Here is a 14,932-nt window from a genome sequence, read left to right as displayed (position 1 = left end):
TGAGGGTACTCGACAGGTGGTACTGTGTATGTCAAGCGATGACAAGAGCGTCTCACGACGCTCTGTGCTGAAACAGGCCGGCGCGACTGGTGCACTCGGACTGGCTGGGCTAGCTGGTTGTTCCGGCGATGGTGGTGGCAACGGTGACGACGAATACCCCGCGCTCGGGAACTACCCGATCGAGGGCGACACGGCGACGTTCGGCTTCAACGTCCCGCTATCGGGGCCGTACTCCTCTGAGGGTGAAGACGAGCTCCGAGCGTACGAACTGGCCGTCAAGCACCTCAACAACGGCGGCGGCTGGGTCGACAACTGGGACGACCTCTCGGGCGACGGCGTCCTCGACTACGAGATCGACTACGTGGAGGGTGACACCGCCACGGACGCCTCGACCGCGGACGAGTCCGCCTCGCGAATGATCCAGCGCGACGACGTGATCATGTTCGCCGGCGGTTCCTCGAGCGCGGTCGCCATCGCCCAGCAGGGCGTGGCCCAGCGCGAGAACGTGATGTTCACGTGCTGTCTCACGCACTCGAACGACACGACCGGACAGGACTGCGTCCGTTACAGTTTCCGGGAGATGTTCAACGCGTACATGACTGGGCAGGCGCTGACGCCCGTCGTCACCGAGGAGTACGGTGACGACCTGTCGTTCTACCAGCTGTACGCGGACTACTCCTGGGGGAAGACGGTCGAGGAGTCCATCCGGAAGTTCTTCGGCGAGGCCGGCTGGGAAGAAGTCAACAGCGTCGCGACGCCGCTGGACACGAGCGACTTCTCCTCGTACCTCTCGGAGGCCCAGAGTTCGGGCGCCGACGTCCTGTTCCTGAATCACTACGGGCTGGACGGGGCGAACTCGCTGAACCAGGCCATCGACGCCGGTATCGACGAGGACATGGAGATCGTCATGCCGCTGTACAACCGGCCGATGGCGGAGGCCGCGAGTTCCGCAATCAACGGTATCTACGGCACGATCGCCTGGGACTCCCAGATCGACAACGAGCCCTCGAACTCCTTCACCGAATTCTTCGGCGAGGAGTACGACGGCCGCGTCCCGTCCGGGCCGGCCCAGCTCGCGTACTCGGGCACGCTCCAGTACGCCGCCGCGGTCGAACGCGCCGGAACGTTCTACCCGCCGGAGGTCATCCGGCAGCTCGAAGGATTCGAGTACGACAACATCGGGATGGGTGAGGAGACGATGCGTGCCTGCGACCACCAGGCCCAGCGCGCGATCCCGGTCGTCCGCGGACTCCCCGAGTCCGAGCAGGGCGACGGGCAGTTCTTCGAGATCGTCGACATCACCTCGCGCGACGACGTCGGCTACGGCTGTGACGAAGGACCCGCGTCGCAGTGCGAACTCGGAGAGTACGGAGACGAGTGAACTGTCGGCGGTCTGCTGAACTACCTACATTGACATACCTCATCGACGGAGGCTCACATTACCATGCCTGTTACTGACAATCGAATTCGACGGAGACGGTGCGGCTGTCTCGCTCCCTCCGAGGTGATCGACTCGTGAACATCCTCGGGGATATCATCGTATTGCTGGTCAACGGACTCCAGCAGGGTGCTATCTACGTCCTGCTGGCCATCGGCCTGTCGATCATTCTCGGGACGTTGCGGTTCGTCAACTTCGCCCACGGTGCGCTGTACGTCATCGGGGCGTACGCCGGGCTGTTGATCGCCCAGGAGATCTCGGTCTCGAACGGGAAACTGGCCGACTGGGGATACCAGACCATCGGCCTCGACCTGGGATTCCTGCCCGCCCTGGTGTTCGTCCCCGTCTTCGTCTTCGTCGTCGGGCTCGCCATGGAGCGGTACGTCGCGCGCCCGTTCTACGACCGGCCCGACACGGACCAGATCCTGGTGACGTTCGGGCTCGCCATCGTCGTCCAGGAGGCGCTCCACGCCCTCGTGGGCGGTCGCAGTTACAAACTGGTGATCCCCCCGGAGGCCCTGGGTGTGATCCCGCTCTCGGGACCCACCGACATCCCGTTCACCGCCGTGAGCCTCGGTCTCTGGCGACTCTGGGTCATCGTGATCACGGCCATCCTCGTCCTGGCGGTGTACGCCATCGTCGAGTACACCGACTTCGGACTGGTCGTCAAAGCCGGCACGCGCGACCCGGAGATGGTGCGCCTGCTGGGCATCAAGATCACCCGGCCCTACATCGTCATGTTCGGCATCGGTGCCGCGCTCGCCGGAGTCGCCGGCGTCGTCGGCGCGCCGCTCTCGAACATCAACCCCGAGATCGGGATGTCGATCCTCGTGCCGGCGTTCCTGACCGTCGTCATCGGCGGCGTCGGATCGATTCGAGGCGCCGTCCTCGGCGGGACGCTCATCGGGATGGTTCAGGTGGCGCTCATCTCGCTTGGCAGCGTCTCGCTGCTCGGTATCACCGTCAACTGGACGCCGTGGGCACAGGTCGGCATCTACGTGCTCGCGGTCGTCGTGTTGCTCACCAGGCCACAGGGCCTCCTCGGTGAGGAGGAGGTGGCCGCATGAGCGACGAGGTTCAGACACAGACCGAACCGGAGAGCGCCGAGCGCGGCGAACAGTCGCCGTCGCTGTACGAGCGCTGGACAGCGATCCGCGAACAGGAGTCCACCGTCGCCGTGTTGACGATCCTCGGCGTCCTCCTGGCACCGTTCGTCCTGGTGACGGTCCCGGACGCGATCGGTCTCCCGAGCGACCTGACGTGGTACAACAGCCTCATCACGCTCACGCTGATCTGGGCCATCTTCGCCATCGGCTACGACCTGCTACTCGGGTACACCGGGCTGCTCTCGTTCGGCCACGCGATGTTCTGGGGCACTGCGGCGTACGCCTCCGGCATCTTCAGCGCCGAAGTGTTCGGGAGCCCCATCGCGATGATCATCGCCGGGACCACCGTCGCGGTGGTGCTCGCCTGGGTCATCGGGTGGATCTCGCTGCGCCGCGGCGGCATCTACTTCGCCATCCTCACGCTGGCGTTCGGACAGATGATCTACTACATCTTCCTCTCGCCGCTGTCCACCGTCACCGGCGGCGAGAACGGGTTCACCGGCGTCGAGGTCGGGAACCTGCTCGGCGTCATCGACCTGGGCAGTCAGGTGCCGTTCGTCCCGACGGCGTTCGTCAGCAACTGGATGTACGTCTTCGCCGGCACCGCGCTCGTCCTCGCGGTCGTCGTCGGCTACCGCATCCTCAACTCGCCGTACGGCGTCGTCCTCCGGGCGATCCGGGAGAACGAACAGCGCGCGGAGTTCGTCGGTCTCAACGTCTGGCGATACAAGCTCATGTCCTTTATCATCTCGGGGGCCTTCGCCGGCGTGGCGGGGAGCCTCTACACGATCCAGCGCTCGTACGTGCCGATCGAGAACACGCTGCAGTGGACGGTCAGCGGCGACATCGTCGTCATCACCGTCCTCGGCGGCGCCGGCTCCCTGTTCGGCGCGATATTCGGCGCCGGGCTGTACATGTACGTCGCGAACATCGTCAGCGGCATGGCCGGTATCGGCGACTTCTGGCACCTCATCCTCGGCGTCGTCTTCATCGTCGTCGTCGTCACGATGCCCGACGGCATCTGGGGTGGAATCTCGTGGCTACGCGAGAAGGTGGCAGACGAACTCGGAGGTGAAGACGAATGAGTACCATCCTCGAGACGCGCGACCTGGTCAAGGAGTTCGGCGGCCTCACGGCCACCGACGACGTGAACCTCCAGATACAGGAGGGCGAGTTGCTGTCGCTGATCGGCCCCAACGGCGCGGGCAAGTCGACGCTGATCAACCTCATCACGCGGATGCTCGAAGAGACCAGCGGCGACATCCTGTTCGAGGGCGAGTCGATAACGGACCTCGAACCCCACGAGGTCGTCCAGCGCGGCGTCGGCAAGTCGTTCCAGACGGCCTCTATCTTCCCGGAACTCACCGTGGAGGAGAACGCCAACATCGCGTCGCTGGGCGCCGAGCACGGCGCCTTCCGGTTCAACTTCCTCCGGCACCGGGACAGCTACCCGGAGGTCGCCGAGCGGACCCGCGACGTGCTCGACGCGGTGGAGTTGCTCCCGCAGAAGGACGTCACCGCGACCGACCTCCCCTACGGTGACAAGCGTCGCCTGGAGATCGGTATCGCCCTCGCGAGCGAACCGTCGCTCCTCCTGATGGACGAACCGACCGCCGGCATGTCGCCGGAGGAGACCCAGGAGACGGTCGAACTGATCGAACGAGTCCAGGAGGAGATGGGGCTGACCATCCTGCTGGTCGAACACGACATGGAGATCGTCTTCAGCATCTCCGACCGCATCGCCGTGTTACACCAGGGTGACATCATCGCCAGAGGGACGCCCGAGGAGGTCCAGGGCGACCCCGACGTCCAGGAGGCGTACCTCGGAGGTGTCGAACTGTGAGCCTGCTCGAACTCGACGCCGTCGACAGCTACTACGGCGAGAGTCACATCCTCCGCGACGTGTCGATGCACGTCGAGGAGGGCGAGATATGCGCGTTGCTGGGTCGTAACGGCGCGGGCAAGACGACGACGCTCAGGAGCATCGCGGGCGCCCGCCCGCCGACGGTCCGCGACGGCACGGTCACCTACAAGGGCCGGGACATCACGGACCTGCCGACCGAGGACATCTCGGCGCTGGGCATCTCGCACGTCCCCGAGGAGCGGCGCGTGTTCGCCAACCTCACCGTCGAGGAGAACCTCCACCTCGCCGAGGTCGTCTCGAACCCCTCGAACACCTGGGGGCGGGACCTCGACTTCGAACACACCGGCATGACGACCGAGGAGGTGTACGAGGACTTCCCGCGACTCGGCGAGCGCGCCAGTCAGCAGGCCGGCACGCTCTCGGGCGGCGAACAGCAGATGCTCGCTATCGCCCGGGCGCTCAAGCAGAGCACCGACCTGCTGATGCTGGACGAACCCTACGAGGGGCTCGCGCCGCAGATCATCCAGACCGTCGAGGACGCCATCGAACGCATCCGCGACGACGGGACGACGGTGTTGCTCGTCGAACAGAACGCCGCGGCGGCGATGCAGATCGCCGACCGGTGTTACGTCGTCGACCAGGGTGCGGTCGTGTTCAGCGGCTCCGCCGAGGAGCTACGAAACGACGACGAGACGCGCCAGCGGTACCTGGGGGTCTAACACAGTGAACGAAGCCCAGGTAGACAGCTACGTCGACGTACTCGTCACGAAAGGCGTCCTCGTCGAGGACGACGCGACGGGGGAGCTGGCGACCACGGACGACTTCGAGCAGGACCGCCACGTCTACTACGACACCTACCTCGACGTCACCGAGGCGGAGTTCCACCAGGCGGTCGCGGACACGTTCGGCTTCGACTCTGCCGAGGCCGCCGCCGAACACGTCGAACGACACGAGGTCACGCGTGAGGAGTACGCGACGTACCTCACGCTCTACGCGACGCTCGAGGACTGCTCGGTCGCGGAACTCGCCGAGATGGCGAGCATCGTCACCGAGGTCGGTCCCCAGTCGCCGGTGCCCGAGGCCCTCGTCGAACTCGACGACGAGTATTACGGCGACTTCCTCACCACGCACAACCGGGCCGTCGTGACGGTGTGGAAGCGGGGCTGTGCCCCCTGCGACGCGATGAAGGAGGAACTCGACGACGTCCTGGCCGCGTTCCCCGGCGACGCCCGGGTGGCCGGGCTCAACGGCGAACAGTGCCCGGGGTTCTGCAAGGAGTACGAGGTCAACGCAGCCCCCGCGGTCGTGCTGTTCGAGGACTGTGAGATGCTCGACGTGCGGACCGGGCGGACGGAGCCCGAGACGCTCGCGGAGTGGGCCGCGGACGTCTACGACATCGAGTGAGCCGGTACTGGGTTCGTCTCCCGACCGACCGGCCACGCGGTTCGATTTCTGGACAGACGGCGAGTCACCGCAGCTGAGAATTGTCTGTGTGTGAGTGAGTACGTACGCGAAGCGCGACGCGAGAGCGCCTACCGAGTCGAGGAAGAAGAGAAGGGCGGAAGGACGGAAGAACGGAAGGACGGAGACTCAGTCGTCGGTCGACAGTTCCTCGACGCTGTCGACGAGTTCCCTGACGGACTGGGACTGGGAGCCGGTCGCGTCGACGATCTGGGCGGCGGCGGCCTCCGCGTCCTCGGCGTGGCTCCGGGCCTCCTCGATCGTGGTCGTGATACCCTCCACGGCGCTGGCCTGGCTGTCGTTCGCGTCGGCGACCTCGTTGATGCCGGAGGCGGCCTCCTCGACCGCCGCGGAGATGTCGTCCAGGGCGTCCAGCGCGTCGGTTATCTTCGTCTCGGCGCGGAGGATCTGCTCGTTGGACTTCTCGACCGTGTCGACGGTGTCGGTCGCCTGCTGCTGGATCGCTTCGATGTTCCCGGAGATCTCCTCGGTGTACTCGCTGGTCTCGTTGGCGAGCGTCTTGACCTCCTCGGCGACGACGGCGAAGCCGCTGCCGCTCTCGCCGGCGCGGGCGGCCTCGATGTTGGCGTTGAGCGCGAGCATGTTGGTCTGCTCGGCGACGTCCGCGATGATGTCGATGATCTCGTTGACCTGGTCCATCCGGTCGGCCAGTTCGCCGACGCTGTCGACCAGGTCGTCGCTCGTCGCCGTCAGCTCGTCGGTCACCGCCTGGGCTTCCTCGCTCGCGGTGGCGCCGTCGTCGACCGCGTCCAGCGCCCGGGTCGCCGCGGAGGCGACCTCGCTCGACGTCGCCGCGATCTCCTCCATGCTCGCGCTGACGTCCTGGACGTCGTTTGCGGCCTCCGAGAGGATCTCGTTCTGGGCGGTGACGTACGCCTCGACGTCGTGGGCGGCGTCGGCCGACTGGTCGGTCGCCGAGGCCAGCGAGTTCGCGCTCCGGTCGACGCCCTCGATGAGACCTTCGAGCGCACTCGCCATCTCGTTGAGTTCGGTGACGACGGCGAGCAGCGACTCGTCGACGTGGCCGCCTTCGTTGTCGAAGGAGGCCCGCGCCGACAGGTCCCCGTTCTGGATGTCGTGCATCGTCTCCTCGAGTTCGGTGACGAGGGCGGCGGTCTGCTCGTGGCGGAGCGCGTCGTCGGTCCGGTCCTGGACCATCTCCACGACGCCGAGCAACGCGCCGTCGTCGTCGTAGATGGGCGCCGCCGAGAAGGAGATGTGGACCTCCTCGCCGTCGGGGTCGACCATGACGCTCGTGTCCCGGTACAGCGTGAAGTCGGCGTCCTCGACTCTCGGGACGTCGTACTCGGTGTCGGTCGCCTCGGGCGCGTCGAGCACCTTGTCCGCGAGCGTCTGTCCGCGCCGCCCGTCGGGATAGAAGGCCATGCTCGCCATCTCCATGGACTGGGCCGCTGCCTCGGAGACACCGGTGAGGTCTTCCAGCTGCGAGTTCCAGTTCAGAATCTCGCCGTCCGGGTCGAGGACGAACAGCGGCGTCCCGACGTGGTGGAGGACCCGGTGGTAATCGAGTCCGTCGCCGTCTGACGAGTCACCGACCGTCGCCGCGTCCTCGTCACCACCGCCGCCCGCCGCGTCGTAGGCCCCGACGCCGGCCGCGAACACGTCCGTCGACGCGCCGAGGCCGTCGACCAGCGTCGCCTCGCTCTCGTCGAGCGCCGCCCGCGCTTCGGGGTCGAGTTGCTCCCGTAGCTCGTCGAAGACGGCGCCGACGATAGCCTCGTTGGCGACGCGCTGGGAGGCGACGAACGACGACGCGTCGATGCCGGCCTCCCGGTAGTCGTCGACGAGCGCGGCGACGTCGGCATCCTCCAGTTCGAAGAGATCGGTCAGATGGGCATCGCCGACGGCCGCCCCGTCGGCCGACCCGTAGAGCGCCGCGAGCGCCTCGAGCGACGGGTCGTAGCCCCTCGATATCGTATCGAGGTGGGCTGCGGTGGGAGCGTCGACCACGGCACCGCCGTCCGGTGCGAGTGATCGGGCCTCCCCGGTCCCCCATCGTCGCGCCAGCCACCTGCGTACGCGTGTGAAGCGTGGGTCTGCCATCAGTAGTGACACCTATTGGCACATCGATCATGATACTCCGGGATAAACCTACCTCGGCCATTATCGATGGGGATAATCCGAGCCCGCGAAACCCTCGCGTGGAGACGGGAACGGCCCGGTCAGCGGCGGCGGTCGATCACTGGCGAGGACCGTCCTCGACGCCCTCGAGCCCCGCGTCGGTGACGCGGAAGCGGGCACTCTCGCCGGCCGGCTGTGCGCGGTGTTTCTCCAGCGTCGCCCGGCGGTTCCCGCCGCGGAACCGTTCGAGCCGGACTATCGCACCCGACCAGTGATTCAGCGTGTGGCCACCGAGGGCCCGGCTCCGGTCGCCGTCGGGGTCGGAGAACACCTGGTTCGTGAAACAGACCGCCAGGTCGTGTTTGCGGGCCAGCGAGAGTAGGTGGGTAATCTGGCGGGCCACGTCGCGCAGCGCTTCGCCCTCCTCCTGGGCGGTGCGTTCCAGCCGGTAGAACCCCGTCGCGCTGTCGAGGACGATCAGGTCCAGTTCGGCGGCCAGGTCTGCCGCGTCCTGGACGGCCTGTTCCTGCTGTTCGTAGTCCAGCGCGTCGGAGATGATGATGCGACCGGCCAGGTCCTCGATGCTGTCGTCGGTCCGCTCGGCGCGGGCGCCGGCGACCTGCTGCATCCGGTCGGCGGAGAGCCCCTCGGTGTCGATGTACAGCGACGACCGGCCGCTCGCGGCCACCTCGATGGCGGCGCTCAGCGCGAGGTTGGTCTTCCCCGAGGCGGGCGGCCCGTATATCTGGGTCACCGCACCCCGTTCGAAGCCACCGCCGAACAGCTCGTCGATGGCCTCACAGCCGGTCGGGACGTGTGTACTCACGGGAGTGGGTAAGGGAACGGGTGATTAAACGCTGGCGAAGCTCATCCTGCCGGCTGTAACAGCTCGAAAGGACTCGCCACCACGCGGGACCGAGTATCGTTGCTAACGGACAGCCGGCAGTATCAGGCCCGTGCCGGGAGGTGGCGAGCGAGCGCGTCCGCGACGGCGTCGGGGTCCGCCAGGTCGTCGGTCGCCAGCCGAACGTCCACCCGCCAGGGACGACGGACTTCGATGGCGTCGTCGGTCCGGTCCCAGCCCTCGAACGCAGACCACGGAACCAGTCGCGTCCGGAGCGGCTCGTCGACGGCCAGCCCGGCGGACGTCACGCGGTAGGTTCGTGAGCGGCCGAGGACCGACGTGACGAGCCCGAGGGAAAAGCCCATCTGCCCGAGCGTCACGAGCCAGTCGAACCCCGCAACGACGCCGGCGATCCACCCGATGGCCGAGAGGCCGGCCAGGACGCCTGCGACCGCGTACAGCCGGTTTCGAGCGGGCGTCGGCCAGCCCGCTTCGACGGTGGTCTCCTCGTCGACGTCCTCCAGGACGGCGGTCGCGTACCGCGAACGGGCGAGCCCACCGAGCGCGAGTCCACCGAGCGCCGCGAACAGCCCGAGGAAGGCGCCGATGACCGAGAGACCGCCGCCGAGTAGATGGGCGTTGAAGGCGGCCAACGAGCCGACGGCAACCACCACCCCCAGGACGGCGGGGAGCCACGCCAGCCTCGACGATCCGAGCCAGGGAACCAGCCCGGGGCGACGGCTGAAAACCACGCCGGCCAGTGCGAGCGCGCCGACGCCCGTCGCGAGGAACGTACCGTACAGCAGCGCCGGGTCGCTCCAGCCGGCGACCGACACCGCGAGGAGGACGGCTGGCGAGAGTAGCAGGGCGAGGTAGAGGCCCGCGGCGATGCCGAACACGGGGTCCGATCGCCTGGCCGGTGTCGGGTCCGCGACCTGGAGGGCGAGACGGGACATGTGAGGCGCTTGGTCCGGGGGTGAGAAAACAGTTGTTCTCGTGACGAGACGAGGTCGCAGCCGTCGCTCTCACTCCGCCGTGGTGGACTGGAACTCCAGGACGGCGACGGTCCCGCGAGGGTCGTTGTCCTCGAACCAGACGGTACCGCCGTAGAGGTTCATCACGACGGAGACGAAGTAGAGACCGAAGCCGCTCGCCGTCTGGTTCGTCGCGAGGGCCCGCTCGAAGACCGACTCCTTCATCTCGTCGGACATCCCCGGCCCGTTGTCGGCGACGCGGACCTGGACCCGGTCGGCTGCCAGCTGCGTCGAAATCTCTACGCGCGGTTCGGCCACGTCGTTGTGGTCGACGGCGTTGCGGATCACAGTGTCCAGGACCCGGCCGGCGAGTTCGTTGGCCCGCACCTCCAGGTCGTCGCCGACGTCGCGTGTGACGTCGACGGACTCGAACTCCAGTGCGACCCGCTCGGCCCGCGACCGCAGCAGCGCCGTCAGGTCGACCGCCTCGAAGCGCTCGCTCTCCGTCGCGGTGACGGTGTCGTTGAGCGCTTTGATCTCGTCGCTGAGCGTCGACAGGTCCTCACACCAGTGCTCGATGACGTCGAGGTGGGACTCCTCCGAGGCGTCGACGTGGTCGCGCAGGTGGTCGGCCCGGCCCTGGATCACGAGCAGGGCGTTTCGCATGGTGTGGCGGAGGACGCCGTTGAAGAACTCTATCTGCTCGCTCCGGCGCTCGACGGAGGCCCTGCTCTGTCTGAGCGCCCCCTCGCGCTCGACCTGCGAGAGCGCCACCTGGGTCGTCCGCGCGAGGATGGCGGCGAACTGTTCGTCGTCGCTGGCGAAGCCGGACTCCTCGCGCGACGCGATGGCCACGACGCCGTGGTCACCGAGCGGGAAGAAGGTGAAGACGGTGAAGGGCGAGTCGTCGTCGGCGACGATGGCCCGCTGCTCCCCCGTCTCGTAGGCCTCGAAAGGGACGCTCTCGGGGCCGAGTGTCAGGTCCTCGTCGTCGTAGTAGCCGGCAGTCGTATCAGTGAGCGCGGCCGGTCGGAGCGTCGAGTCCGCGTCGTCGACGAGGAAGACCCCGGCGCCGTGGTGGTCGAGGGCCTGTTCGAGGAAGTCGACGGCCAGCGACGCGATTTCTTCGTCGGTGGACGCGGCGATGAACCGCTGGGTCGCCGCCTGGAGGGCCTCGAGGCGGTCCTGCCGACGCTGCTGGCCGGTCACGTCCCGGAGGACGACGAGCCGGCCTCGCTCGGTGTCGTGCTGGTCGTCGATGGTCTCGACCTGGGGGTCGTAGAACCGCGTGAGGCCCCCGTCGGTCGCGTGCTCGGTCGGGACCGAGTAGATGCCCTCCTCGGAGAGCGAGCGGATCAGTCCGGGAGCGACGTCGGAGACGTACTCGCCCTCGACGTCGTCACCGACGAGTGCCGCGGCCGCCGCGGGATTGCTGTCGACGACCCGGTCGTCCCTGTCGAGGACGAGAACCGGGTCGGGCAGCCCGGCGATCAGCACGTCGCTGGCGAGCGGCGTCACGGACAGGAAGTTGTGCCTGAACAGCCCCCAGCCGATGATACCGCCGCTGAGAACGAACGTCATCGGCGTGGGATCGAGTCCCGGATGAGACAGGAAGCCGGTGTAGAACGCGACGTTCGCGAAGAACGGGGCGACCGAGCCGACGACGACGGCCGCTGCCTGGCCCCGGTGGGACGTCCGCGTCCGGTGGAGGAGTCGAAAGAGGACGACGTACACCAGCACCATGACGACGTAGGCGAACGCGAGGTGGACGGCCTTGGCGGGACCCACCGGCACGACGGGCGCCGTCACGCCGGCGACCGTCTGGAACGTCACGGCGGCCGGACCGGTCGCGAGCCCGTGGAATGGGGCGGTCACCGAGAGGAGAGTGTAGATCACAGGGTACGCCCAGAGGAGCGCGAGCCACTTCGGCGTGAGCCACTCGTCGAGGCCTCCGTAGGCCAGGACGAACGTGAGCGCGAGCGGGGGGACGTGCGTCGACGAGACCCGGACGAGCCGGTCGAACAGGTACGCCTCCGCCGTCGTCGGGGCGACCATCTGGGCGGCGGCGAAGACGCACCAGCTGGCCACGGCAACCATGAGCAGGGCGAACTGCGTCGCTGCGGGGCGCTCGCGGTTGTTCCAGGCGATCGCGGCCACCACCAGGCCGACGAACGCGCCTGCGAGGCTCCCGGCGGCGACGAGTGTCAGCGTGTGGGCACCCATAGCAGTCGGTATACCACCTGATTGCCAGACGCTGGCTTAGTGCTTCCGGGCGAATTTTCACGTGTGAGACTGGCGAGGATACCACTGGTGGCGAACGGGCCAGCCTGTCGTCGCGACGGTCCGAGCCGTCGGCGGACCACCACGGTCCGCTACCTTTTTGCCGGCACTGGGAAAACTGCGAGGTATGCTGACCGTCCGGGCGCCGGCGACGAGTGCCAATCTCGGGAGCGGCTTCGACGTGTTCGGCGTCGCCCTCGAGCGCCCGGCAGACGTCGTTCGCGTGGAGAAGGCCGACCGGACCACCATCGACGTCACGGGTGCGGGGAGCCAGTTCATCCCGGAGGACCCCGAGAAGAACACCGTCGGCGCCGTCGCCGAGGCCCTGGACGCCCCCGCGCACATCCAGATAGACAAGGGTATCCGGCCGGCGTCGGGCCTGGGCTCCTCGGCCGCCAGCGCGGCCGCGGCCGCCGTCGCGCTGAACCAGCTGTACGACCGGGGCCACTCACGGGAGGAACTGGTCCCCATCGCCGCCAAGGGGGAGGCCGTCGTCTCCGGTGACGCCCACGACGACAACGTCGCCCCCTCCATCATGGGCGGGTTCACCATCGCCACGCCCGACGGCGTCACGAAGGTGTCCGCGGACATCCCGCTGGTGGCCTGTCTCCCCGACATCGTCGTCTCGACGCGGGACGCCCGAGAAGTCGTCCCCGACGGCGCCCGCGTCTCCCAGCTGGTCGAGAACGTCGGCAACGCCGCGACGCTGACCACCGGGATGCACCGCGACGACCCCGAACTCGTGGGCCGGGGGATGGAGGACAGCGTCGTCACGCCCGCCCGCGCGAAACTCATCGACGGCTACGAATCCGTCCGCGAGGCCGCTTTCGACGCCGGCGCGACGGGCGTGACCATCAGCGGTGCCGGCCCCGCGGTCATCGCCGCCTGTTACGAGCGCGACCAGCGCGCCATCGGCACGGCGATGCTCGACGCCTTCGACGACACCGGCGCCGACGCGACGGTGTACCAGACGCGCATCGGCAACGGCGCGTCCATCTACGACGAGGCGTAGGCCCACTGCGCCCGGAGGATCGATTCTCCAGGTCTGGACCACTCTTCGCTCACACTCGGCGGAAAGCACTCTCCGTCGCTTCGCACTCCACTTCCCCCACCACATCGTCTCCGTGAGTGACACTTATCACCAGCGGCGTGTTACGTGATGTCATGCCACGGATCCGGCCGGAGTTCGACGCGGGGGCTCGGGGGCGGCCGACGAGCCTCGCGACAGCCGGTCGGTTCCTGACGCGGGCGGGCACAGTCGTCGCCCTGACGGCGGCGCCGCTCGCACTCGTCACGTTTCTTCTCGTTATCGATGACGCGCCGACGATGAACGCCGGACTCGATTCCGCCGTCGCGGCGACCACCGGCCCCCTCGCAATGGGTGGCGGCCTCGGCTGGCTCCTCCACGTCGCGGTGCTCGGAGTGCTCGCCGGGGCGTGGCTAGTCGGCGCCGGACTGGTCGTCTCCGGCCTGGCGGACTAGTCGTCGGGTTCCCTGACGGGGTGGTCGTCGACGGTCCCGACGCTGGCGTCGATACCGTCGCCGTCGACCTCGCCGTCCGCGAGCGATCCGTTCGCGTCCTCGGCGGCGGCCGTCGCGTCCCGACCCGAGACGGTCCGCTGGGGGTACGGAATCGTGATCCCCTCTTCGTCGAAGGCTGCCTTCACAGCGGTGACGACGGCCGAGACGGCGCGCCACTTCCGGGGCGGCGAGGGGTGGTCGATCCAGTAGCGGAGTTCGAGGAGGATGGCCGAATCACCGAACGCCTTCGGGACGACCTGGGGCTGGGGCGAGGTCACGACGGCGTCGACGTCCTCCATCGCGTCGAGGGCGACCGCTCTGGCCGTCTCGACGTCCGCCTCGTAGTCGACGCCCACGTCGGTACGGAGTCGGAGCAGTCCCTTGCGGCTCCGGTTCGTGATGGAGCGGTCGCTCACCTGGTCGTTGGGGATGACGACGAACTCGCCGTCGAAGTTCTCGAGGCGCGTGTTGAAGATGGTGATGTCTGTGACGACGCCCTGGTTGTCGCCGATCTCGACCCAGTCGCCGATGGTAAACGGCCGGGAGAACATCAGGACGAAACCGGCGATGAGGGAGCCGAGCGTCTGGCGCGCGGCGAAACCGACGACGATGCCGAGGAACCCCGCCCCGACCAGTAGACCGCCGACGTTGACCTCCCACACAGCGAGGATGGTGGCCCCCAGCGTGACGAAAATCGTCACCTGGCCGACGCGGAGGAGTATCTCCTCCTGGTGCTCGGTCATCCCGTCGACCTGCCGTGCGACCTCCGCGATGAACCGCTGCAACTGGTCAGAGGCGACGAAGGCGACGGCGACGATCAGGACCGTCTTCACGGCGTCGTACAGGTTGGGTCCGACAGCAGTCCGCAGGTCGTCGGCCGTCGTCGAGAGGTCGACCAGCCCCCAGACGACGAGAAACGCCGTGACGACGGCGACCAGCACCGTCAGCTGGGCGGTCCGGAGGAGCAATTCGGCGAAACTGGTTGGGACGTACCGACTGGCTCGTTCGACCCCGCGTACGGCCCGGTCGGTCTGGCCCGTCTCGGCGAGCAGCGAGCGAACGCGACCCGCGACGGCGGGGAGAACGAAGATGCCGACGACGAGCGCGCCCGCGAGCACGAGGCTGGCGACGAAGCGGCCCTCGGACGCGACGAGCCCCTCCAGGAACCGCTGGAATCCCGTGGCGACCTCGACGAGCCCGTCCCCCGCCGTGGACTCACCGGACGTCAGGCTCGGCGTCTCCGTCGCGGATCCACCGGACGTCTCGTTCGACGTCGCCGTCGCTTGCATGCCCCTCACTCTCGCCTCGGAGAACTTGGGCGTTACCTTCGTTTGCGAGGAT

Annotated in this window: 13 protein-coding genes; 8 read left to right on the top strand and 5 right to left on the bottom strand. The window is 67.8% G+C overall.

Translation table 11 applies throughout. The annotated features are described in order from the left end of the window. The first annotated feature begins 28 nt into the window (after positions 1-28). The 6 genes from AC5FRV_RS12580 to AC5FRV_RS12555 all read left to right on the top strand — a co-directional run bounded on the left by AC5FRV_RS12580 (position 29) and on the right by AC5FRV_RS12555 (position 5,812). Positions 29-1,381, top strand: a complete 1,353-nt coding sequence (locus AC5FRV_RS12580; protein WP_493561440.1) for a substrate-binding protein — start codon at positions 29-31, stop codon at positions 1,379-1,381. A gap of 134 nt (positions 1,382-1,515) precedes the next feature. Beyond that, entirely contained in the window at positions 1,516-2,505 is a 990-nt protein-coding gene (locus AC5FRV_RS12575) for a branched-chain amino acid ABC transporter permease (RefSeq protein WP_493561439.1), read from the top strand. Next, complete coding sequence (locus tag AC5FRV_RS12570) at positions 2,502-3,629, top strand: branched-chain amino acid ABC transporter permease (protein WP_493561438.1); 1,128 nt, start codon at positions 2,502-2,504, stop codon at positions 3,627-3,629. Before AC5FRV_RS12575 ends, AC5FRV_RS12570 begins: the two co-directional genes overlap by 4 nt. Next, a complete protein-coding gene (locus AC5FRV_RS12565; RefSeq protein ID WP_493561437.1) occupies positions 3,626-4,387 on the top strand; it encodes an ABC transporter ATP-binding protein in 762 nt (253 codons plus the stop codon). Before AC5FRV_RS12570 ends, AC5FRV_RS12565 begins: the two co-directional genes overlap by 4 nt. Next, on the top strand, positions 4,384-5,127 hold the full coding sequence (locus AC5FRV_RS12560; protein WP_493561436.1) for an ABC transporter ATP-binding protein: 744 nt from the start codon (positions 4,384-4,386) through the stop codon (positions 5,125-5,127). Before AC5FRV_RS12565 ends, AC5FRV_RS12560 begins: the two co-directional genes overlap by 4 nt. A gap of 4 nt (positions 5,128-5,131) precedes the next feature. Then, positions 5,132-5,812, top strand: a complete 681-nt coding sequence (locus tag AC5FRV_RS12555; protein WP_493561435.1) for a thioredoxin domain-containing protein — start codon at positions 5,132-5,134, stop codon at positions 5,810-5,812. 186 nt (positions 5,813-5,998) lie between these two features. Here AC5FRV_RS12555 and AC5FRV_RS12550 read toward each other — a convergent pair whose 3' ends face one another. The 4 genes from AC5FRV_RS12550 to AC5FRV_RS12535 form a co-directional block, all read right to left on the bottom strand. Continuing rightward, positions 5,999-7,954, bottom strand: a complete 1,956-nt coding sequence (locus tag AC5FRV_RS12550) for a methyl-accepting chemotaxis protein (RefSeq protein WP_493561434.1) — start codon at positions 7,952-7,954, stop codon at positions 5,999-6,001. 136 nt (positions 7,955-8,090) lie between these two features. Continuing rightward, positions 8,091-8,798 (bottom strand): DNA repair and recombination protein RadB, encoded by a 708-nt coding sequence (gene radB / locus AC5FRV_RS12545; RefSeq protein ID WP_493561433.1) that lies wholly within the window; start codon positions 8,796-8,798, stop codon positions 8,091-8,093. A gap of 122 nt (positions 8,799-8,920) precedes the next feature. Further along, positions 8,921-9,772, bottom strand: a complete 852-nt coding sequence (locus AC5FRV_RS12540) for a hypothetical protein (RefSeq protein ID WP_493561432.1) — start codon at positions 9,770-9,772, stop codon at positions 8,921-8,923. Between the two features lie 69 nt (positions 9,773-9,841). After that, positions 9,842-12,013 (bottom strand): sensor histidine kinase, encoded by a 2,172-nt coding sequence (locus tag AC5FRV_RS12535; protein ID WP_493561431.1) that lies wholly within the window; start codon positions 12,011-12,013, stop codon positions 9,842-9,844. A gap of 184 nt (positions 12,014-12,197) precedes the next feature. Between AC5FRV_RS12535 and AC5FRV_RS12530 the strand changes: the two genes are divergently transcribed. Continuing rightward, the gene (locus AC5FRV_RS12530; RefSeq protein WP_493561430.1) at positions 12,198-13,082 is read left to right on the top strand and encodes a homoserine kinase; all 885 of its coding nucleotides are present in this window, start codon (positions 12,198-12,200) and stop codon (positions 13,080-13,082) included. Between the two features lie 152 nt (positions 13,083-13,234). Next, entirely contained in the window at positions 13,235-13,552 is a 318-nt protein-coding gene (locus AC5FRV_RS12525) for a hypothetical protein (protein WP_493561429.1), read from the top strand. Here AC5FRV_RS12525 and AC5FRV_RS12520 read toward each other — a convergent pair. Continuing rightward, positions 13,549-14,880 carry a mechanosensitive ion channel family protein gene (locus AC5FRV_RS12520; protein ID WP_493561428.1) on the bottom strand — a complete coding sequence of 444 codons (1,332 nt, stop codon included), beginning with the start codon at positions 14,878-14,880 and terminating at the stop codon, positions 13,549-13,551. The two genes, AC5FRV_RS12525 and AC5FRV_RS12520, sit on opposite strands and share 4 nt — an antisense overlap. Positions 14,881-14,932: the final 52 nt, after the last annotated feature.

It is taken from the genome of Halomicrobium sp. HArcel3, from assembly GCF_058933135.1.
This window is presented reverse-complemented; position numbering and strand designations above follow the sequence as displayed.